Raw genomic sequence first — 20,634 nt, 5'->3', positions numbered from 1 at the left:
TTAATCAATGGGTCCAGGGTTCGAATCCCTGAGGGCGTACAGAGTTCCCTTCGAGCATTGCTCGGAGGGATTTTTGTTTCCGTCTGTTTTTCTTCTTTAACTATTCTTTTTGTCCGTTTTTCCGAGAATAATTTGTAACTTTGCACCCGCAAAAATAGAATAGAGTTATGGATAACAAAATTTTGAAATTCAACAAGCAGTTTGTAGAAGAACGTAGATATGAGCAATTCATAACCAGTAAATATCCCGACCGTAAGATTGCCATTGTGAGTTGTATGGACACCCGTCTGGTGGAGCTTCTCCCCGCAGCCCTCGGCTTTAAGAACGGCGATATTAAGATCATTAAGAATGCCGGCGGAACCATTACCAATCCGTTTGACAGCACCATGCGCAGCCTTCTGGTGGCTATTTATGAGCTGGGAGTGGAATGGATCATGGTGATCGGTCATACCAACTGCGGGGTGCAAGGTATGGACAGCAAGCGCATGATACAGCACATGACGGAACGCGGAATCACCGACGAGAAAATCGGCATGATGCGTTATTGCGGTATTGACCTAGAGCAGTGGCTGCATGGTTTCGATGATACCAAATCTGCGGTGCTCGAGACCGTTGATCTGATCAGTCATCATCCGCTGATTCCGGCAGATGTGAAAGTAAAGGGATTCATTATGGATTCTACTACCGGAGAGTTGGAGGAACTTTAGTTCTTCCTTTTCCTGAAAGATAAAAGGTAAGACACTCTTCTGGCAAGCTATTCACATAGATTGAAAGAGAGAGTGTCTTGTTTTTGTTAGTATGTAAAATAGTGGTTTAGTATAATTTAGATTTCTCCAAAGTTAAGTTTAGTTCTGTTCAATAGTTACGGTTTAGTTCCTCTGTTCTTTAGTTACGGTTTAGTTTCTTACTTTTTCTTCTTCTTTTTCTTTCAATAGTTACGGTTTAGTTTCTTTGTTTCTTATATCTGATTCGTTAAGATTTAGTCTCTGTTGTTCGTGTTTCTGTGTTTCTGTTTTCTTTTGACATTGCAAAGATCAGAAAAAAGAATTTAATGGAAGAGGGATTTTCCCTAAATTGGGGTGGGGATTTCCCTATTTCGTATTCCTATAAACCCCTTCTGCTTATTAAGTTGTTGAATATTAGATTTCTAGCTTGGTTTGCCAATAGAAGTGCGGGTGAAACAATTCTGCCATATTTTTCGGCTCGGTAGGGAAAATCCCATAGATGGACGATCCGGAACCGCTCATGGAAGCATATATGGCTCCCTGACGGTAAAGTTCCTGCTTGATGCGGTTCAGTTCGGGATGATTGGGGAAGACGCTTTCCTCAAAATCGTTGACGATAATGTCTTTCCATTCTTCAATCGGACGGCAGATGGCATCCTGAACCCGATGCTCCGGCATGTGGGGGCGCACCTTGGCATAGGCTTCCTGAGTGGAAATATGGATTTCCGGCTTTATCAAGACCAGAGTATAGCCTTTCAGCGACAGAGAGATCGGCGTGAAGATGTTGCCGATGCCTTCGGCCAGAGTGGGGCGGTTCTGAATGAAGAAGGCGCAGTCGGCTCCCAGGCGGGCAGCCAGTTCCTCCAGCTTTCCGACCGAAAGTCCCAGAGAAAAATGGTCATTCAGCATTTTCAGCATAAAGGCGGCGTCGGACGAACCTCCTCCCAGTCCGGCACCAAAAGGAATGTCTTTGCGCATGCGGATCTGGACCGGTGCAAGCGGATATTCGGACTGAAGCAGGCGGAAAGCCTTAATGACCAGATTTTTTTCCGGGACACAGTCCACGGGAGTTCCTTCTATATTAAATAAGTAGTCCGTAGTGTTCTGCTGTTCCGGTGCGAGCGCTTCCAGAGAAAGAGTATCACACAGGGGGATGGGATAGAAGACGGTTTCCAGATTATGATAGCCGTCGGGCCGTTTGCTGACCACGTTCAGGCCCAAATTGATTTTTGCGTTGGGATATGTAATCATCATATACAAATTATTATTTCTTGTTTCAAAATTATAAAAAAAATCCGATATATATTATCTTTGCATACAAATGAAAATTGAAAATGGCAGAGAATAGAAGAACGACGAAGCGGACCGCGCCGAAAACCAAGCTGGTAGAGGTGCCCGCAGAAGATGCATACGGACATGTGCAGCCTCAGGCCCTGGAGTTTGAGGAGGCGGTGCTCGGAGCCCTGATGATAGAAAAGGATGCGTATTCGCAGATTAGTGAAATCCTGAAGCCGGAGAGCTTTTATGACCACAGGCATCAGCTGATCTTTGAGGCAATACGCTCGCTGAACCTGCAGCAGAAACCGGTAGATATCCTTACTGTGACGGAGTATCTGAATTCAACCGGAAATCTGGAGGAGGCCGGCGGACCGTTTTATATCACTCAGCTGAGCGGAAAGGTGGCTTCATCGGCGCATATAGAATATCATGCCCGTATCATTGCCCAGAAATTTCTGGCCCGTGAGCTGATCACGTTTACCAGTGTGGTGCAGACCAAGGCCTTTGACCGCACGGTGGATGTGGACGACCTGATGCAGGAAGCTGAAGGAAAGCTGTTTGAGATTTCGCAGCAGAACATGAAGAAGGATTACACGCAGATTAATCCCGTGATTCATGAGGCATACGAGATGTTGCAGAATGCGGCCAAGCGTTCGGACGGTCTGAGCGGTCTGAGCAGTGGTTTCGAAAAACTGGACAAAATGACTTCCGGATGGCAGAATTCCGACCTGATTATTATCGCTGCGCGTCCGGCGATGGGTAAAACGGCATTTGTGCTTTCCATGGCCAAGAAGATGGCTGTAGACATGAAGATACCTTGCGCCATGTTCTCGCTTGAGATGAGTAACGTGCAGCTCGTGAACCGTATGATTGTGAATGTGTGTGAGATTCCGGGAGAAAAGATCAAGAGCGGACAGCTGGCACCTTATGAGTGGGGACAGCTGGACAGTAAGATTACCCAGCTCTATGATGCTCCTTTCTATGTGGACGATACGCCTTCGCTTTCGGTGTTTGAGCTGCGTACCAAAGCGCGCCGTCTGGTGCGCGAGCACGGAGTGAAAATCATTATGATTGACTACTTGCAGCTGATGAATGCCAGCGGTATGTCGTTCGGTAGCCGTCAGGAAGAGGTAAGTACCATTTCGCGTTCGCTCAAGGGACTGGCCAAGGAGCTGAACATTCCGATCATCGCCCTGAGTCAGTTGAACCGTGGTGTGGAAAACCGTGAAGGCGCAGAAGGAAAGCGTCCGCAGTTGAGCGACTTGCGTGAATCCGGAGCTATCGAGCAGGATGCCGATATGGTGTGTTTCATCCACCGTCCGGAATACTATAAAATCTATCAGGACGACAAGGGACGCGACCTGCGCGGTATGGCGGAGATCATCATAGCCAAGCATCGTAACGGTGCCGTGGGCGATGTGCTGCTCAAGTTCCGCGGCGAGTTTGCCCGTTTCCAGGACCCGGACGAGGATGCGTATATCCCGATGCCGGGAGAGTCGGCGGTATTCGGCTCCAAAATGAATCAGGAATCGGCTCCGATGCCCGATATGGATATGATGCCCCCACCACCGGATGGGCCTGTTCCTTTTTAAAAAAGCATTTTATAGGCAGTGTTCCTGAAAACTTTTTGGAATATTTCAGAAAAAGACGTAATTTTGCATGTCTCAGTAAGAATAAAAACTACAAAAAAATAATATGAATATTTCTTATAATTGGCTGAAAGAGTACGTAGACTTTGACTTGACAGCACAAGAAGTGGCTGATGCCCTGACCTCCGAAGGTCTGGAAGTGGGATCAGTAGAAGAGGTGCAGGCTATAAAAGGTGGCTTGCAGGGATTGGTCGTCGGTGAGGTTTTGACTTGCGAACCGCATCCGAATTCAGACCACATGCATGTATGTTCTGTAAATCTGGGTGAGGGCGAACCTCAGCAGATTGTGTGCGGCGCGGCAAACGTGGCTGCCGGACAGAAGGTGATTGTGGCTACTCTGGGTACAAAACTGTATGACGGAGATGAGTGCTTCACCATCAAGAAGTCAAAGCTGAGAGGCATTGAGAGTAACGGTATGATTTGTGCCGAGGACGAAATCGGTATCGGAACAGATCACAATGGTATCATTGTATTGCCGGATTCTGCCGTACCGGGTACTCCAGCTGCAGAATACTATAACATCAAGAGCGATTATCTGATTGAAGTGGACATCACTCCGAACCGTGCGGATGCCTGCTCACACTATGGTGTGGCTCGCGACTTGTATGCCTGGTTGGTACAAAACGGTTACAAAACTTCTATCCATCGCCCGGGCACAGAGGCTTTTGCTGTGGATAACCACGATCTGGATGTGGAGGTTTGTGTAGAGAATACCGAAGCTTGTCCGAGATACTGTGCGGTTACCGTAAAGAACTGTACCGTTAAGGAGAGTCCGGAATGGTTGCAGAACAAGCTGAAGATTATCGGTCTGCGTCCTATTAATAATATTGTGGACATCACCAACTATGTGATGTTTGCTTACGGACAGCCGTTGCACTGCTTCGATGTGGATATGATCAAGGGTAACAAGGTTGTTGTGAAGACCATGCCAAAGGGAACTCCTTTCGTAACCCTCGACGGTGAGACTCATGAGCTGACCGACCGTGATCTGGCTATCTGCAATGCCGAGGAGCCTATGTGTATTGCCGGTGTGTTCGGTGGTAAGGGTAGCGGTACTTATGAGAACACCACCAATGTATTGCTGGAGAGTGCTTACTTCAATCCTACCTGGATTAGAAAGAGTGCCCGTTATCATGGCTTGAATACCGATGCTTCATTCCGTTTTGAGCGTGGTGTGGATCCCGACGGACAGCTGTATGCCCTGAAGCAGGCTGCCATTCTGTGCAAGGAATTGGCCGGTGGAGAGATCGCTATGGAAATCAAGGACGTACAGTCTTCAAAGATTGCCAACCCGATTGTAGACATTACTTACGATTATATCAACGGACTGATCGGTAAGGAGATTCCGGCAGAAACCGTAAAGAGCATCGTTACTTCTCTGGAAATGAAGATTCTGGAGGAAACTGAAAGCAGTCTGAAACTGGAAGTTCCTGCTTATCGTGTGGATGTGCAGCGTCCGTGCGATGTGGTTGAGGATATTCTCCGTATCTATGGATATAACAATGTAGAGATTCCTACTTCTGTGAAGTCCAGCTTGGCCATTAAGGGCGACGTGGACAAGAGCTATAAGATGCAGAATCTGATTGGCGAGCAGCTGGTAGGTTGCGGATTCAACGAGATTCTGAACAACTCACTGACCCGCGCAGCTTATTACGACGGTTCGGAGACTTACACTCCGGAGCATCTGGTAATGCTTCTGAATCCGTTGAGCTCTGATTTGAACGCTATGCGTCAGACATTGCTGTTCGGTGGATTGGAGTGTGTGGCTCACAATGCCAACCGTAAGAATGCCGATTTGCGTTTCTTTGAGTTCGGTAACTGTTACTATTTCGATAAGAACAAGAAGTCAGACGTGATCATCCCGGGAGTGAGCAACGGACGTGATCTGGAAGTCAGAAAGCACGTGCTGGATGCTTACAGCGAAGACTATCACCTGGGTCTGTGGGTTACCGGTAAGCGTGTGAGCGGTTCTTGGTGCCATGCCGACGAGGACAGCAGCTTCTACGAACTGAAGGCTTACGTGCTGAACATCTTCGCCCGTCTGGGTGTGAATATGGGTGCCATGGTGATTGCCGAGTCAAAGAACGATCTGTTTGCTAAGGCCATCGAAATCCAGAACCGTGGCGGAAAGGTATTGGCCACTCTGGGTATCGTAGCGAAGAAGATGACCCACATGTTCGATATCGACAATGACGTTTATTTTGCCGATCTGAACTGGACTCTGCTGATGAAGGCCATCAAGAACAACAAGGTAAGCTTCAAGGAAATCAGCAAGTATCCGGCTGTAAGCCGTGATTTGGCTCTGCTGATTGACAAGAACATCACTTTCGAGGAAATCGAGAAGGTGGCATACGCAACAGAGAAGAAATTGCTGAAGGCCGTTCGTCTGTTCGACGTTTACGAAGGTAAGAATCTGGAAGCTGGCAAGAAGAGCTATGCGGTGAACTTCCTGTTGCAGGATGAAACCAAGACTCTGAATGACAAGCAGATCGATGCCATCATGAACAAACTGATCACGAACTTGCAGAACAAACTCAACGCCAAGTTGCGTTAATATCATAAAGCTGCATCCGAAAGGGTGCAGCTGCATTTCAAAAAGAAAGACTATAAATTCAAAACATTTAAATATTACACAATGGGAAGAGCATTTGAATATAGAAAAGCTGCCAAATTGAAAAGATGGGGTCACATGGCCAAGACGTTTACAAGACTGGGTAAACAAATCGCTATTGCGGTGAAAGCCGGTGGTCCTGAACCGGAAAATAACCCGACCCTGCGTTCTATCATCGCAACCTGTAAGCGTGAGAACATGCCGAAGGATAACATCGAGCGTGCCATCAAGAATGCTATGGGTAAGGACCAGAGCGAATACAAGGGAATGACTTACGAAGGATACGGTCCTCACGGTATTGCTGTATTTGTTGATACTTTGACTGACAATCCTACCCGTACCGTTGCCGATGTACGTTCTATCTTCAACAAGTTCTCTGGAACTTTGGGTAACATGGGTTCTTTGGCTTACCTGTTCGATCACAAGTGCGTATTTACTTTCAAGAAGCCTTCAGATCTGGATATGGACGAGTTGATTCTTGATTTGATCGACTACGGAGTAGAAGAGGATTATGAGGAGGATGAGGAAGAAGGAACAGTAACCATCTACGGTGATCCGAAGAGCTACGGTGCAATCCAGAAGCATCTGGAGGAGCAGGGCTTTGAGGATGTCGGTGGTGAGTTCACTTACATTCCAAACGACTTGAAGGAAGTTACTCCTGAGGTACGTGAAACGATCAACAAGATGGTAGAGCGTCTGGAAGAGTTTGACGATGTGCAGACTGTTTACACGAACATGAAGCCTGAAGAAGAATAAAGATTTCACAAGATGAAAGTGGAGTTTAAGACAAAAGGAACTTGCAGTTCGCTCATTGAGATTCAGACGGAGCAGGGCATCATTGAAGAGGTACGTTTTCAGGGCGGCTGTAACGGCAATCTGAAAGGTATTTGTTCTTTGGTAAAAGGAATGCCTGTTGCGGAAGTAATCCAGCGTCTGGAGGGTATCCGTTGCGGTGCCCGTCCGACATCTTGTCCGGACCAGTTGGCGCAGGCACTGAAAGAAACCTTATAAAAATTCTTTTTAAATCATATAAAACGGTGAACCTTAAAGATTGGCTTTCAATCTTCCGGTTCACCGTTTTTTGTTTATGCTTTCATGCAAGAGGATCTTTCTCTAACGGAGAGGGGACTATAACATTTCCAACCATTTTCGGACTTCCTCCAGCCATATTTTCTTGAACGCGAAATTGTTTGAGAATCCCCATCCGTGTCCTCCTTTTGGATAGCAGAGTAGGGTGGCCGGTACTTTGTGAGCCAGAAGAGCCTGGTAATAACGGATGCTGTTTTCCGGTACGACAGCCCGGTCGTCGCTACAGTGAATCAGCAGTGCCGGCGGAGTTTGTGCGTTTACCTGAAGTTCATTGCTGAAGAACTCGATCTGTTCGTCCGAAGGATTCTTTCCCAATAAATTCTGGCGTGATCCCTGATGCGTGATTTCCTGGCGCATGCTGATTACCGGATACAGGAGTAGCTGAAAGTCCGGTCGGCAATCTTTGGTATAATGTGTTGCTGCTGTTGAGGCCAGATGCCCTCCGGCAGAAGCCCCCATGATGCCTATTTTTTTCAGATACCACTCGTCGGCGTGCTGGCGCATGATGCGGATTGCCTTCTGGGCATCACTTAAAGGAACGTCGCTGTGTCCATTCGGCATTCGGTATTTCAGTACAGCAAAAGTAATTCCCTGTTCGTTAAACCAGGAGGCCATATCGTGCCCTTCGTGCTTCAACGCTACATAAGCATATCCCCCGCCCGGGCAGGCAATAACAGCCTTGCCGTTGCTTTTTTCGGGAAGATATATCGTGAGTGAAGGCTGGGTAACGTTTCCGACAATTCCGTTTTGGATGACTTTCTCCGCTTCAGTAATTTCATTTGTGTTTGGGGCACCATCGGGCCACAAGGGAATTTCAATTTTCTGTTGGGCACATACAGAAGTGGCCAACAGAAAGATATAGCTGCCCAAAGCTGTAATCAGGAATTTCCTGTATTCTGGTAGTGTAATTTTTTTCATGTCTGTTGCTTTTAAGAGTTGGTTATCAGAAGAATGTAAAAGCATCGTAATATGTTTTGTATATTTTCGTTTTCGTACAAGATGGGTTGCATAAAGATCATTCATTTTCTGTATGGGAGCCATCCATTTCTTTGGCATATAGCGAGTTACCCAATAGAGTTATGTATCTTATGATATACTCCAATTTATAGGGAGACATTTCTCCTTCCAGAGAAACGGACTGGTTTGCCTCAAGTGATTGCACGATATGTTGATAGACCGATGAGGCTTCGTCCATTGTCCGTTTAGCTTGTTTGGCTCTGACCTTTATAAAAAGTTCCAGAGCTGTTTTGATTATCCGAATCAAATTTTCTTGGTCTTTTCGTTCTGTGTACAGCACAATAAGTCGGTCGAAAGGCATTCTTATTGGTTGTTCGAGAAGTATTGCTTTTTCATAAACACTGACAGCTTCATCAGTCAATCCTTCTTTTTTCAGTTCATCTCCCAACTTTGTCAGGCGTAAGCTTTTCTGGTAGATATCCTGGTACTCAATATAATTCAGGTCTTCAGGATTCTGAAAGGTTTCTTCGGTGATGAGTTGCAATTTTTCAATCATTTCCGTTTCGTCCTTACAAAGAACCTCTCTAGGGACTGTGCCTCGGTTCGGACCCACAATTTCTGCCCTTTCCAGATAGTAAATCAGTCTTTGGGCTCTATTGTAGCCTATACAGAATTTTCTTTGGAGCAATGAGGTACTTCCCAATTGCGTATTTACTATCAAATTTGCAGCCTCTTCAAAAAGCGGGTCAATATTCGCCTTGTTTAGAATTTCCTTATATTGTCCCGAAAGGCTGTAATCGGGAACATATTGTTTTTTATCCATCAGAAGATCCAGTTCGGGGGATTTTTCCACCTCTGTTTCTTCCGCATGTTTCTCACGTTCCTGAGTCGGGATGAGAGCAGAGAGTGCTGCCATGAAGAGGAATAACAAGGACCATTTCCATGAGATGCCTAACACCAGAGGAAGCATAACTGATGCCCATAAACACGAAAACAACAGAACAAACCGCAGGAGTCTGCGGTAAGTAATTTCGTTGTTTTTCTTTTTTTCTTCAAAATCTGCATCTTTGGGATTTTCTGCATTTGAATCCGTATCGGGAAGTCTTTTCATTGTCTTATTATAAGGTATTATATTGGTTTCATGATTAAGCTATTTGGGGATAACCATGCGGTTTTATTTCCAAAAATACGGATTAATTGAGTTATAATCAAATTTTGCGTGACGATAAATATTCAAGAGGAATAAAGATTTTATTCCGTTTATTTACTTGTAAAATGATTTTCCGATAGACTCTCCAATATATTATCCAGAAAGCACGTTGCTCAGGTTGTTTGAACTGTTTTGAATTTGCAGGATTAATGTTTTCTGAAACTGAAGACAATGACTGGGTTGTGGTAGCATTTGGGACGCTATGAATATGTTCCGAACAAAGAAATCAAAAATATTTTTTAAGCTTTCTCTTTGCTATTTAATTTTTTTGGTGTACCTTTGTTCTATCAAAAGCCGACATGGCTCAGTTGGTAGAGCATTTCATTCGTAATGAAAGGGTCGCGGGTTCGAGTCCCGCTGTCGGCTCCATAGTCAGATAAAGATAATCACTTGATTATCTGATACTTCCCCAAATACTTCTTACGAAAGACTTCAGTATTTAATTTTAAAAAAAGGATTTTCACCTCACTTTTGAGCGAATTTGATTGTCCTTTGATTGTCCTTAAAATTAAATGCGTATGTCATCTGTTTATTTAACCATACTTCCAAACAAAAAAAATGTTCGTGGCGAATATGCAATTCGGTTTGCCATAAACCATAAAAGGGAAACATGTTATATCGTGACACGCTTTTTGGTGTCTTCTTTGGCCCAGTTCAAGAACGGTCAGGTCATCAAGAGGCCGGATGCTGCAATCATAAACACGAAACTGCGTAATCTGCTTAATACTTACCAGAACAGACTGGACGAGATTGTCAATCCAGAATTATATTCCTGCAAGCAGCTCAAAGATATGATTCAGCATGCGGACAAAAGAGATTCCGCAACCTTTAAAAGTATTTCTGATGAATTTCTCCACCAACTTATAGAAGAGGGTAGGGGTAGCTACGCGAAGATGATTGAACACAATAGTCGGACGTTTTTAGACTTCTGCAAAGGAGATATCCCCATTCAAGGAGTTACCCCGGAATTAATCGACGGGTATATAAAATATCTCAGACGGAAGGGAACTGTCAGCGATACATCAATTAATATCATGTTGGCCAGAACAAAGGTGATCATTAACCGAGCCATTAAACAAAGACTGGTGAGATATGACGTGCATCCGTTCATAGCCTGTAAAATAGCTTCTGCTCCTATCCGGGAAGGACACTGTCCAAAATTTTGTGTAAATGGAAACAGAATTCAGCTGTAAGTTTGTTCTTATATCTGGATTCTGTTAACTCCGAGATGCTGTCCCGTATCCATTTCTGTAGCTCACAGACTTTTCACAAGTATCAGACAGTTGTCTGTATATGTCCAGTTCGTTGATCAGGAATAAGTTTCAAACAGAATGTCTGTTTATCTTATAACAAACCTATTCATTTATCAAATCCTCAAAGAATTCTACTGTAAGATTACAATCCTGGTTATCCAACAACCTTCCTTCTTTGTTCAGTATTAATGCAAAAGGAATACCGGAAAACTGAAAATGAGCTTGAAGATAAGCCCAGTCATCAGGACTTATATAAATATGTTCCCCTTGAATATTATTCTCTTTCATCCAGGCTTCTGCCGACTCACGAGGAGAATCCGCTACATTACATATATATAAAAACTTCACCGGCTTATTTTTAAGTTTCTCAACCATTTCACGTTGTTCTAACATGCCGGCACGACAAGGACCACAACTCATTCCCCAAAAGTCGACATAAAGTACATTACCCGCATAAGGATTAATGATACGCTGGAATACACTGTCTTTCTCCAATAATCGGCTCTCAGAAGCTCCTTCTTGCTCACGAATACAATTCCTATAGTATTGTAACAAATGAAAACGGACCTGAGGATAAGTAAGGTAAGGTATTATAGCAATAAGACGCTCAGTCAGATGGTCTCCATGAAATCTGTTTGAATTAGAGCTTTTTTTGAAACCATGACAAAGGGCAATCTGAAATGCAAAATTATTACCCAACTTCGTATTTTTATTATATTCTTGGAACTGCTTTTCTATAAAGTCACTATAAGTAAAAAGTAAATCATTGCGCAATACTTTTGCCTGTTTTAAAAATTCCGGTTCATAATCTTTCGGTAAAAAGAAATCGTTGGCATACCAGGCTAAATTCTCTGAAAAATAATCCTGTTGCTCCAAACGGTAGTCCGAAACATCATCAATAATTTTAAATATATCATAATCCATACGATTATAAGGCAACCAGGAGTCGGCTCCCATAATCAAATATGGATTATCTATAAAGCAATCATTGTTTTTTAACAGGAATAGGAATAATTTCTTATTGTCTAACGGACGATAATTCTCATTGGTTATCCATTCTCTATCTGATTTCATAATAAATTGTGTCAGTTTATGATTCTTGCGCGCCTCAAAAACGTTAACTAAAGGGGCGCTCAATAATGAAGCCTTGAGAATGTTGCGAGTTAGTGGCATACAATCGGCAGGTAGGGATTTATCTATATCTTTCTTTATTTTCTTAAAAACCAGAAAATTGAAATCTATAAAATCCTCATACACTTGATTGGACGCTCTCACTTCAGGATATTTTCTATATTCTGACAAATACTTTTTCCGTAACATAGGATAATAACGATTAACCTGAGCTGTTACATTGTTACCTGAAAATTCCAATCCTTTTCCGGCATCATAAACTACATCTACCGTATCACCTGCCATTAAAAAAACATTTGCTTTAAAATTACTCCAAAAAGCAAACTGGCTATGGGGTAAAGCAACATTTTCACGAAAAGTGCCATCGGAATTTACGTGAACCAAATAATTAGCGTCTTTATCCAGAAATAGATTTTTGAGATGAATGGTAAACATTTTCGGTATTTCCTGTCCAGGCATATTTTTTATCTGCCCGCGAAGTAAGCAAACTCCTCCACGAAACTGATATCCATCATCTGCAGAAAGTTGCAATGTACATACAAAAATACAAAGCAAAAAACAAAAGTTCTACATAACGTTTTCATAAATGATTATTTGTTTTTATATATACATAAATTATCGTGAGTTCAATATAATATATATTACTGATAATTAGAAATATAGCGACAAAAGTCTTTATTTTTCTGTTAATGGTATGATTGGTTTGGTTCTATTTTTTTGCAACCTTCAAGATAGCTGTCAATTCCTTCTTTGAAATCCTTTTGAAGTTCATTGATGGTGCTGCCTTCATAAAGAATCAAAGCTTCGTTGCCCATCCCTTGAACTTTACCGCAAAAGCAGTTGTCTTCTTTGCTATATTCTATAGAACCTTTGTAACCTTTATATTCCAGATGCTCCATAATTCTTTTCGATGAAAATTTTTTTCATGAAATATGTGCAATGCCTGCACCTTTCTCACAGACGTAATTCACATAAAATAGTGCTAATACTAAGCCAATATCTGATGCAACAGCCATGCCTAATGGTTGAGAAACGTTTCCGCATCAATTTTGAATTCCAGAGTGAAGTCCCCGTTGAGGGCATCGCAAGGATTGGGATTCTCTTCCAGATACAGACTAATGGCTTCTTTTATGTTTTCGATAATCTCTTTCAGGTTATCGCCCACCGTGCAAACAGGAGCGTCTTTGATATATGCACAGAGATTGGTCCCTGCGTTTTCAATAATTACTTCTACAGTATGTTGTGCAAAGTGTTCTTCGGAATAGTCGGCAACCAGGTTGGAAAGCAACTCCAGCTCTATTCTATCAGGATCTTCAGGGGGAGTCGTGTCTGTGACCCGATTCAGTAATCCTTCCACCTTCTTTACTGCCCACTCATATTGTTCCTTTCGTGTAATTCTTGTCATGGCATTCATTTAATCGGTACCGCCGATCCGGTTTAAGCAGAATAACAGGATCTGAAAATAAGACTTTTCTTTGTTATTTGCAAATCTTTGGAAGCAAAGACGGAGTTTTTGGTATAAGAGGCGATGCCCGACAGACTGTCTTCAAATCGTAATGTCATAATATTTGTATTAATTACAAAAATTATATCAGATGCTTTTTTGATGAAAAGAAATGTATTATCTTTGCGCGTGCAAACAATGATCACATCATCATGAAGCATTTGGATATAATCAGTATTGTGGCAGGTGTTTTCCTGCTCTTTGCGGTGCAATATGTTGCCGGAGGCTTTCCGGTAACCTTCTTTTCTTTCCCGTTGAACATTATTTTGGTTGTGCTGTGGCTGCTGGCCCTGTGGGTGCTCTACAAGGACTATCGCCAGACGCGCTTTTGCCGTTTCCTGCTTTCCTTGCGCACCACGGTCATCACCTTTGTGATGTTCATTCTGCTTTGCCTGATCATTGGTCTGGTGCCTCAGCATTCGGCCATGATGCCGGTGGGAGAGGGAGGAACCTTTTGGGAGCGTCTGGGAATCCATGAGATGACCACCTCCTGGCCTTTCCTTTTTATATTATTATTGCTCCAGTCGCATCTGGCCATGATCACCTTCCGCGGTATCCGAAACCGGAAAGGCATCCGCTGGCGCTTCCTGACCAGTCATTTAGGATTGTGGCTGGCTTTGCTGGGCGGTTTCTGGGGCAGTGCCGATACGCAGATGTACCGGGTACCGGTATATAAGGAGCAGCCCGGACGAATGGCTTATGCAGCCGACGGACGCGTGCATTATCTGGATTACGAATTGGAGCTGCGCCGCTTTGAAGTGGATTACTACGACAACGGAATGCCGCGTACCTATCAGGCCGATGTGGCGGTAGACGGGCAGGAAGTCATTCTGAAAGTCAACGAACCGCACAGCATCCGTTTTGGTGAGGACCTCTATCTCACGGGATATGACATGCATGCCGGAGACGAGATTCGTTACTGCGTGCTTCAGGTGGTGAAGCAACCCTGGAAATATGTGCAGCTCACCGGAATCATCATGATGTTGCTTTCGGCTGTAGCTTTGTTTATTAAAGGACCGATAAAGAGAGGAAAAGATGATCAGTTGGGATAATTTTGAATATTTTGTAGCTCCTGCGGCTCTGTGCTGGATTGCGGGAGCCGTGCTTTCGGCGCGTCAGGCCACCCGTAGCCGTGCGGCCTTGTGGGCCACTTTGGCCGGTACCCTGATTTTTGCCGTTTTCATTGCCGGTTTGTGGACCACGCTTTCTCGTCCGCCGTTGCGCACGATGGGAGAGACCCGTTTGTGGTACTCCTTCTTTCTGAGTATCTCCGGACTGATCACCTACTGGCGCTGGCGCTATCGTTGGGTATTGCCCTTCGCCACGCTTCTGGCGCTCGTGTTCTGCATGATCAATATTCTGAAGCCCGAGATACACGACCAGTCGCTGATGCCGGCCTTGCAGAGTCCGTGGTTCATCCCCCACGTCACGGTGTATATGTTTTCCTATTCCGTGCTGGGCTGTTCCTTTATTCTTTCCTGCATCGGACTCTACCGCCACAAACCCGAATATCTCGATACGCTCGATCAGCTGGTCTATGTCGGTCTGGCCTTCCTCACGCTGGGAATGCTTTCGGGCGCCGTGTGGGCCAAGGATGCCTGGGGCAACTATTGGAGCTGGGACCCCAAGGAAACCTGGGCGGCGATCACCTGGTTCGGTTATCTGCTCTATGTGCATCTGCGCCTCATGTCGGGCGTGTCTCCGCGCAAGCTTTATTTGATTTTGATACTGAGTTTCCTGACCCTTCAGATTTGCTGGTACGGCGTGAACTATCTGCCTTCGGCCGAGGGCAGTGTTCATGTATACAGTCAGACATAAACAATTACCTAAACTAATAAAAGAGAGAAAAATGAAGAAAAAGTATGTGTTAGTGCCCGTTGTGCTCCTTGCAGCAGGAGCGGCCACCTATCGTCTGGTCAATCAGCCGCCATCGTCTGATCTTCCGGCCAACGAGCAGATGTATCAGTTGCTGGCAGATGCCGGCTGTATGGCTTGTCACGTAGCCGAGCCCAAGTTACCGTTCTACGCTTCTTTCCCGCTGGCCGGCGATTTGGTGAAGGAAGATGCCCGTCTGGGTTACCGTGCCTTCGACATCGCTCCGATGATGGAGGCTATTAAGGCCGGAACACCGGTCAGCGAAGTGGATCTGGCAAAGGTAGAGAAAGTCATTCAGGACGGTACCATGCCTATGGTCAAGTATTATCTGGTTCACTGGGGATCTTCTATCTTGGATTCCGAGAAGACCATTGCCCTGAACTGGATTCGCGACCAGCGTGCTGCCAATTACCCGAACCCGTTGGCTGCTGCCGAGTTTGCCAATGAGCCGGTGCGTCCGATTGCCGATTCTATTCCGGTAGACGTGCGCAAGGTGATTCTGGGAGAGATGCTTTATCACGATACCCGTTTGTCGGTGGACAACACCGTGTCTTGTGCCACTTGTCACGGTCTGAACACCGGTGGTGTGGACAACAAGCAGTTCTCTGAGGGTATTCAGGGACTGAAGGGTGGTGTCAATGCACCGACCGTATTCAATGCTCATTATAACTTTGTTCAGTTCTGGGACGGACGTGCCAAGACTCTGGCCGATCAGGCCGGCGGTCCTCCGTTGAACCCGGTAGAGATGGGTCACAAGTCCTTCGACGATATCTGCGCCCGTCTGGCTGAAGACGCTGCCTTTACCAAGGCTTTCAAGGAAGTTTATCCTGATGGCTGGACTCAGGCAAACATCACCAATGCCATCCAGGAGTTCGAGCGCACGCTGATCACTCCGAACAGCCGCTTCGACAAATACCTCAAGGGCGACAAGGCTGCCTTGACTCAGGAAGAGATTACCGGTTATGAGCTGTTCAAGCAGTACAACTGTGCTACCTGCCACGTGGGTGAGAACCTCGGAGGTCAGTCTTACGAGCTGATGGGCTTGCAGGGCGACTATTTCGCTGACCGCAATACCGAGATCACTCTCGAAGACCACGGTCGCAACAAGGAAACCAAGACCGAGCGTGATATCCACCGCTTCAAGGTTCCTGGATTGCGTAACATCGCTCTGACCGCTCCTTATTTCCATGACGGTACCAAGAAGACTCTGGAAGAGGCGGTACGCGATATGGCCAAGTATGAGGTTGGTGTAGAACTGACCGATCAGGAAACTGCCCAGTTGGTTTCTTTCCTCAAGACCCTCACCGGAGAGTATAAGGGAAAGACTCTGACTAATGACAATATGAAATAAATTTTTAACTGAAACGACAATTCTCTAAAGTTGGAGATTGTAACGATACTCTTTTAAAGGGCCGCATCAAACTCTATATGGAGTGATGATGCGGCCCTTTCTTTAGTCTTTTAAGGACATAAAGTTTATCTTTTCAAAAAATGAATTCTGACATAGTCTATTTTTCTTTAGAATATTCAGCTTTGAATAAAATTTGTCCTTATGAAAGCAGATTCTTAAGTAATCTGTTTTATTCTTTGGGAGAGATATTTTAAGGGTAGAAAAATGTTCCTGATGTTTTTGCAAAATCTTCTCAATGATTTTATCAAATGATCCCAATCATTTTTTTGCACTGTGGTGCTGCACGGAGAACACCGGCAGCCCGGCATGGAAAAAGGAGCTGTATCCGGTTGTCCGGGTCACAGCTCCTTTTGTTAATGATATAATGTTAGAAGACCGTTTAGAATTTGATGTTGGCGTTGAACTCTACGGTGAACGGACGGATATAGCTTCCGGCCATCACATATCCCGCATAGGCGGCTGCTTCATCCTTGTCTACGAGTTCCGCACCGGCGATGCTGCCCTTCGCACCGGTCTGGTTCAGGAAGTTCACCACGGTGCAGCCCAGCGACAGTTTCTTGTTCACCTGCCAGTTGATGCCGCCGAAGGTTTCCCATCTGCCGTTGAAGTAATAAGCATCATTGATGTTGGCATACGTCTTGCTGAAGTAACGGAAGCTGGTCCAGATCTTCAGATAATCCGTAATCATATAGCTCGGGTCGATTTCCACAATGACCTGAGGAATCTCGGCTACAATGTTTCCGGTAGCGTCGATCTTGCCCACATAACCGTCGGAGAAGGTGATGGAAGTCTCATACTTCTTGTAGGTCGGCTTCTGGTATGTGAACAGGAAGTGCAGGTCAAATCCCTTGCACGGATGCGCTACCACGTCGGTGGTCCATCCGATGGTCTGGATGTCGAAGGTAAGCGGAGCGGCCATAATCTGGTTCTGTCCGTCAGCCGTTTTGTGCTGCAGGTTCAGCGTGGCGTTGTTGTTGGTCTTTGAGATGTATGACACCAGCGAAGTCAGGCTGAGCCATTTGTTGTTGTAATAGATACCGGCACGTCCCAGAGGTACGGAGATGGTTCCCGTGTTCGGATAAGTGGCCGGAGCAAAGCTCTCGATCTTCGGATGCTGGGTGATGTAGGTGAAGTCACCGGTCAGACCGAACTGATTGTTGATCTTATAGGTCAGGGCTGCTGTGAGCGCATAGTTCAGCCAGTCGTGTTCCATCGGAGTCGGTTCGATCTTGACGCCGTCCTTTTCCGCTCCCAGATAATAGTCCGCAAATCGTCCGATATAGTTTCCGTTGGCATCCTTCACGGCCGCATTTTCTCCTCTCAGAGCCTGATACTCCAAGCGGGCACCATAGTACACGTTGAACTTGTCGGTCACATCCCAGTCGTGTGTGAAGTAGAGTGCCAGTTTGTTGTCGAATCCGTTGTAATATTCAGAAGCGTTCTTGTTGAAGTCGTAGAAATAGCCGTTGCTGTATTTGCGGTTCTGCGAAGTGGCATAGTCGGCATTATACAGGCGCACCGGATAGCTGCCGTCAGAAGGTACCGACTGGTCGTACATGGTGGTCGAAGAAGTGTAGTCAATGTCGTAGTACCACTCGTTGAGGCCCAGTCGCCACAGACCGTGGTCGGTGTTTCTGCTCAGTTCCGAAGTAAACATGAACGAGTTGATGAAACCGCGGTTCAGACAGGTCATACGGCTCTGCACATACTCTCCGGCATACGGTTTCATGCTTCCGTCGGCACTTTCATACAGATAGTTGATGCCCGCCTCGTTCTTGTCGAGCGACATCGGAGTCTGGTAAACCAGCGAACCAGTGGACTTGTCATATTTCATAATGGCTTTCCAGTTCAGTCCGTTGTCCCATTTATAGTCGTTCATCAGGGTGATCATGTTCCCCTTGTTCTCGGAAGCATCATAAAGGTTGGTCTTCTTGACCTCACCGGTACGCATGTCGCGATACACCATGTCATTGTCCACCGGAAGGTAAGAGGTGGTACCCAGCTTGAAGTCGCCGAATTGTTTCACGCTACCGTCGCCTACATAGATGAAAGGAGCCGACTGGGTGGCATAGTTATATACCGGATGGCTGTTGCTGAAATTATATAAGGCTGTAAATTCACCCCGGTTGTCGTTGTATCTTTTGGTCAGGGCAAACTTGTAGATCTGCGTACGGTCCTGGAATGGGGTAGACTTGATGTCGAAGGTTCCCGGGTCAAAGTCCTGATACATGTTGGCGCTATAGAACCATCCCTTGCCCAGACTGCCGTTCAGGTTCAGGGCCACTTCCTGCATTCCGAAGTGGTTGCTCTTGTAGTTCAAGGCTCCGTGGAATCCTTTTTGTCCCAGTTGGGTGAAAGAGTTTACCGCATAACCGATGTTTCCGGTCGTTACGGCCGTCTCGGAAATCTTGAGCAGTCCCATGTGGCTCAGGCTGACATCGCCTCGCCACAGAGAGTTCACGGTGTGCGGGTTGGTGGCATAAGTAACCGGAATCCCGTTTTCCAGCACATTGACATCGGCCGAGGGCAGACCGATCTGAATCTCTCTCGGTCCGTTGGCACTGGCAGCGTTCAGCATGACATTTCTGTTGCCTTCTTCATTACTTTCCTTTTTATCCTGCGCCTGAGCATACGAAATGGAACAAGCCATTCCCAGCAATAGTACAGCCGCATGACACTGAGCTGACTTTTGTCTCATTTTTTTCTCCGCCTTCATAGCATCCTAATTTTAAATATCAGTTAGAAAAAATTTATTAGTTTGTTTGATGCCGTAAATGTATGAAAGTTCTGAGAATCAGAATATCACGATTGTTTCATACCCGATTATAAATGTTTCATGAAACAAATGTGCGTGCGATTGCAACAAATGTTTCAGTCGTTTGGCGGAAAAAACGCTCCTGAAAGCCCGAAAAAAGGCAGAGCTCCTCCCGCCCTTGCAGCCAGAGGAACTCTGTAGATGAAAAACCGTTTCCAAGACGGTTCTGAAACGGTTATCCGGTTCCTTAAAATATTAAAAAGGAATAGAACGGTTTGTAAAGAAGGTTGTTCGGTTCCAGATAAAGGCAACCGTTTGCAAAGTCAAAAGTCAGGTGGAAGCGCTGCAACAGATTGTTGCCCATCACGCCGTCCATCTTGTCGCTGGCCTGCACGCCTTCGGTCACCGTGGAGAATGCCCCCGGAATCCGGGGCAGACGCAGGCTGCCCATCACGATCTCGTCAAAATACACATTCTGCAACTCGCCCGTATTGGCATCCGAGCTGCTGATGCGCGAGATGGCAAAAGGCTGTTGGCTGCCCAGCAGTTTCTGCTTCCTTACGAAAGGCGTGTTCAGATCCAGCACACGGTCGGAACCCAGATCCACTTCCAGTCTCAAGTCGTAGTACGTACCGTTGACACATACCTTTACCGGCACGACCGGTACTCCCATTTCATAACCTATTTGCAGACACACGGCTCGCCGGTCCGGCTTGTAGGTACCCGGGCGATAAAGGTAAATCATCCTCCGGTCATAGTCGAGCCGCACCGTAAAGTTCTTCATGAAAGACAGGCCTACAACGCCATCCCAGAATTCGGGCGGGTAGGGCACACCGATAAATTTCAGGTCGTCCGTCCGGATTCCTCCGGCACAGAAAGAGTTGCCCGTGCTCACGGGTACGGCATTGCCGCCGCTGGCCCCGTAGTTGAATCCCTTCTCGTTGAAGTTCAGGTGGCGCACTACCTTCTCCGATTGCGTGTTGACCACCATGTCCGTGGCTCCGCTGTCGAACAGAAAGCGCAGCGTGTCACTCTCATTCACCCGGCAGCGGATGTAGACTCTGCTGTCGCCCCCTAATTCAAAAGGAATGCTGTCCAGAGCTTCCTGTGCAGAAACTCCGGACGGCATTCCTCCGAACAGGGTAAAACAAGATGCGATTAGAATATTCTTGAATAACATACCCTT

Annotated in this window: 17 protein-coding genes and 1 tRNA gene; 10 read left to right on the top strand and 8 right to left on the bottom strand. The window is 45.8% G+C overall.

The window, feature by feature from the left end:
* Positions 1 to 167 precede the first annotated feature (167 nt).
* Complete coding sequence (locus tag DXA74_RS03295) at positions 168 to 707, top strand: carbonic anhydrase (RefSeq protein ID WP_118525393.1); 540 nt, start codon at positions 168 to 170, stop codon at positions 705 to 707.
* Positions 708 to 1,139: 432 nt separating this feature from the next.
* Here DXA74_RS03295 and ispE read toward each other — a convergent pair whose 3' ends face one another.
* Positions 1,140 to 1,976 carry a 4-(cytidine 5'-diphospho)-2-C-methyl-D-erythritol kinase gene (gene ispE / locus DXA74_RS03290; protein ID WP_118525412.1) on the bottom strand — a complete coding sequence of 279 codons (837 nt, stop codon included), beginning with the start codon at positions 1,974 to 1,976 and terminating at the stop codon, positions 1,140 to 1,142.
* Positions 1,977 to 2,059: 83 nt separating this feature from the next.
* Between ispE and dnaB the strand changes: the two genes are divergently transcribed.
* The 4 genes from dnaB (at position 2,060) to DXA74_RS03270 (ending at position 7,274) form a co-directional block, all read left to right on the top strand.
* Positions 2,060 to 3,595, top strand: a complete 1,536-nt coding sequence (gene dnaB / locus DXA74_RS03285) for a replicative DNA helicase (RefSeq protein WP_118525411.1) — start codon at positions 2,060 to 2,062, stop codon at positions 3,593 to 3,595.
* A gap of 103 nt (positions 3,596 to 3,698) precedes the next feature.
* A complete protein-coding gene (pheT, locus tag DXA74_RS03280) occupies positions 3,699 to 6,206 on the top strand; it encodes a phenylalanine--tRNA ligase subunit beta (RefSeq protein WP_118525392.1) in 2,508 nt (835 codons plus the stop codon).
* Positions 6,207 to 6,287: 81 nt separating this feature from the next.
* Complete coding sequence (locus tag DXA74_RS03275; RefSeq protein ID WP_118525391.1) at positions 6,288 to 7,019, top strand: YebC/PmpR family DNA-binding transcriptional regulator; 732 nt, start codon at positions 6,288 to 6,290, stop codon at positions 7,017 to 7,019.
* A gap of 12 nt (positions 7,020 to 7,031) precedes the next feature.
* Positions 7,032 to 7,274: a TIGR03905 family TSCPD domain-containing protein gene (locus tag DXA74_RS03270; protein ID WP_118525390.1), complete on the top strand. Its 243-nt coding sequence runs from the start codon at positions 7,032 to 7,034 to the stop codon at positions 7,272 to 7,274.
* A 117-nt stretch (positions 7,275 to 7,391) separates the two neighbouring features.
* Here the strand turns inward: DXA74_RS03270 and DXA74_RS03265 are convergent, their stop codons facing one another.
* Both DXA74_RS03265 and DXA74_RS16910 read right to left on the bottom strand, forming a co-directional pair.
* Positions 7,392 to 8,270, bottom strand: coding sequence for an alpha/beta hydrolase (locus tag DXA74_RS03265; protein WP_118525389.1), 879 nt, complete (start codon positions 8,268 to 8,270; stop codon positions 7,392 to 7,394).
* A gap of 97 nt (positions 8,271 to 8,367) precedes the next feature.
* On the bottom strand, positions 8,368 to 9,420 hold the full coding sequence (locus DXA74_RS16910; protein WP_118525388.1) for a DNA translocase FtsK: 1,053 nt from the start codon (positions 9,418 to 9,420) through the stop codon (positions 8,368 to 8,370).
* A gap of 392 nt (positions 9,421 to 9,812) precedes the next feature.
* Here DXA74_RS16910 and DXA74_RS03255 point away from each other — a divergent pair.
* Both DXA74_RS03255 and DXA74_RS03250 read left to right on the top strand, forming a co-directional pair.
* A tRNA-Thr gene (locus DXA74_RS03255) sits at positions 9,813 to 9,888 on the top strand.
* Positions 9,889 to 10,037: 149 nt separating this feature from the next.
* Positions 10,038 to 10,712, top strand: a complete 675-nt coding sequence (locus DXA74_RS03250; RefSeq protein WP_158576008.1) for a phage integrase SAM-like domain-containing protein — start codon at positions 10,038 to 10,040, stop codon at positions 10,710 to 10,712.
* A gap of 162 nt (positions 10,713 to 10,874) precedes the next feature.
* Here the strand turns inward: DXA74_RS03250 and DXA74_RS03245 are convergent, their stop codons facing one another.
* The 3 genes from DXA74_RS03245 to DXA74_RS16545 form a co-directional block, all read right to left on the bottom strand.
* Positions 10,875 to 12,362, bottom strand: a complete 1,488-nt coding sequence (locus tag DXA74_RS03245; protein WP_118525386.1) for a TlpA disulfide reductase family protein — start codon at positions 12,360 to 12,362, stop codon at positions 10,875 to 10,877.
* A 227-nt stretch (positions 12,363 to 12,589) separates the two neighbouring features.
* Positions 12,590 to 12,802, bottom strand: coding sequence for a hypothetical protein (locus DXA74_RS03240; protein WP_118525385.1), 213 nt, complete (start codon positions 12,800 to 12,802; stop codon positions 12,590 to 12,592).
* 119 nt (positions 12,803 to 12,921) lie between these two features.
* On the bottom strand, positions 12,922 to 13,308 hold the full coding sequence (locus DXA74_RS16545; protein WP_233550439.1) for a type II toxin-antitoxin system HicB family antitoxin: 387 nt from the start codon (positions 13,306 to 13,308) through the stop codon (positions 12,922 to 12,924).
* Between the two features lie 251 nt (positions 13,309 to 13,559).
* On the opposite strand from DXA74_RS16545, the gene DXA74_RS03230 reads away from it, so the two are divergent.
* The 3 genes from DXA74_RS03230 to DXA74_RS03220 are packed head-to-tail and all read left to right on the top strand — an operon-like array spanning position 13,560 to position 16,633.
* Complete coding sequence (locus DXA74_RS03230; protein WP_118525384.1) at positions 13,560 to 14,459, top strand: cytochrome c biogenesis protein ResB; 900 nt, start codon at positions 13,560 to 13,562, stop codon at positions 14,457 to 14,459.
* Complete coding sequence (gene ccsA, locus DXA74_RS03225) at positions 14,443 to 15,225, top strand: cytochrome c biogenesis protein CcsA (RefSeq protein WP_118525383.1); 783 nt, start codon at positions 14,443 to 14,445, stop codon at positions 15,223 to 15,225. The genes DXA74_RS03230 and ccsA overlap by 17 nt, the downstream gene beginning before the upstream one ends.
* 31 nt (positions 15,226 to 15,256) lie before the next feature.
* Positions 15,257 to 16,633, top strand: a complete 1,377-nt coding sequence (locus tag DXA74_RS03220) for a cytochrome c peroxidase (protein ID WP_118525382.1) — start codon at positions 15,257 to 15,259, stop codon at positions 16,631 to 16,633.
* Positions 16,634 to 17,072: 439 nt separating this feature from the next.
* Here the strand turns inward: DXA74_RS03220 and DXA74_RS03210 are convergent, their stop codons facing one another.
* Together DXA74_RS03210 and DXA74_RS03205 are read right to left on the bottom strand one after the other, a co-directional pair.
* Positions 17,073 to 19,409 (bottom strand): TonB-dependent receptor, encoded by a 2,337-nt coding sequence (locus DXA74_RS03210; RefSeq protein WP_118525380.1) that lies wholly within the window; start codon positions 19,407 to 19,409, stop codon positions 17,073 to 17,075.
* A 286-nt stretch (positions 19,410 to 19,695) separates the two neighbouring features.
* On the bottom strand, positions 19,696 to 20,628 hold the full coding sequence (locus DXA74_RS03205) for a hypothetical protein (protein ID WP_233550438.1): 933 nt from the start codon (positions 20,626 to 20,628) through the stop codon (positions 19,696 to 19,698).
* Positions 20,629 to 20,634 lie beyond the last annotated feature (6 nt).

This window comes from Bacteroides sp. OF04-15BH (genome assembly GCF_003477995.1).
Taxonomy (GTDB): Bacteria; Bacteroidota; Bacteroidia; order Bacteroidales; family Bacteroidaceae; genus Paraprevotella.
The sequence above is the reverse complement of the archived record's forward strand: the minus strand, read 5'-3'. Positions and strand labels throughout refer to the sequence as shown.

What these genes read in the sequence shown, in the direction of transcription:
- ispE (WP_118525412.1), bottom strand. Translation starts at nt 1,976, where the DNA reads ATGATTACATATCCCAACGCAAAAATCAATTTGGGCCTGAACGTGGTC.
- pheT (WP_118525392.1), top strand. Translation starts at nt 3,699, where the DNA reads ATGAATATTTCTTATAATTGGCTGAAAGAGTACGTAGACTTTGACTTG.
- DXA74_RS03270 (WP_118525390.1), top strand. Translation starts at nt 7,032, where the DNA reads ATGAAAGTGGAGTTTAAGACAAAAGGAACTTGCAGTTCGCTCATTGAG.
- DXA74_RS03250 (WP_158576008.1), top strand. Translation starts at nt 10,038, where the DNA reads ATGTCATCTGTTTATTTAACCATACTTCCAAACAAAAAAAATGTTCGT.
- DXA74_RS03245 (WP_118525386.1), bottom strand. Translation starts at nt 12,362, where the DNA reads ATGCCTGGACAGGAAATACCGAAAATGTTTACCATTCATCTCAAAAAT.
- DXA74_RS16545 (WP_233550439.1), bottom strand. Translation starts at nt 13,308, where the DNA reads ATGACAAGAATTACACGAAAGGAACAATATGAGTGGGCAGTAAAGAAG.
- DXA74_RS03240 (WP_118525385.1), bottom strand. Translation starts at nt 12,802, where the DNA reads ATGGAGCATCTGGAATATAAAGGTTACAAAGGTTCTATAGAATATAGC.
- DXA74_RS03210 (WP_118525380.1), bottom strand. Translation starts at nt 19,409, where the DNA reads ATGAAGGCGGAGAAAAAAATGAGACAAAAGTCAGCTCAGTGTCATGCG.
- ccsA (WP_118525383.1), top strand. Translation starts at nt 14,443, where the DNA reads ATGATCAGTTGGGATAATTTTGAATATTTTGTAGCTCCTGCGGCTCTG.
- DXA74_RS03295 (WP_118525393.1), top strand. Translation starts at nt 168, where the DNA reads ATGGATAACAAAATTTTGAAATTCAACAAGCAGTTTGTAGAAGAACGT.
- DXA74_RS03220 (WP_118525382.1), top strand. Translation starts at nt 15,257, where the DNA reads ATGAAGAAAAAGTATGTGTTAGTGCCCGTTGTGCTCCTTGCAGCAGGA.
- DXA74_RS16910 (WP_118525388.1), bottom strand. Translation starts at nt 9,420, where the DNA reads ATGAAAAGACTTCCCGATACGGATTCAAATGCAGAAAATCCCAAAGAT.
- DXA74_RS03205 (WP_233550438.1), bottom strand. Translation starts at nt 20,628, where the DNA reads ATGTTATTCAAGAATATTCTAATCGCATCTTGTTTTACCCTGTTCGGA.
- DXA74_RS03275 (WP_118525391.1), top strand. Translation starts at nt 6,288, where the DNA reads ATGGGAAGAGCATTTGAATATAGAAAAGCTGCCAAATTGAAAAGATGG.
- DXA74_RS03265 (WP_118525389.1), bottom strand. Translation starts at nt 8,270, where the DNA reads ATGAAAAAAATTACACTACCAGAATACAGGAAATTCCTGATTACAGCT.
- dnaB (WP_118525411.1), top strand. Translation starts at nt 2,060, where the DNA reads ATGGCAGAGAATAGAAGAACGACGAAGCGGACCGCGCCGAAAACCAAG.
- DXA74_RS03230 (WP_118525384.1), top strand. Translation starts at nt 13,560, where the DNA reads ATGAAGCATTTGGATATAATCAGTATTGTGGCAGGTGTTTTCCTGCTC.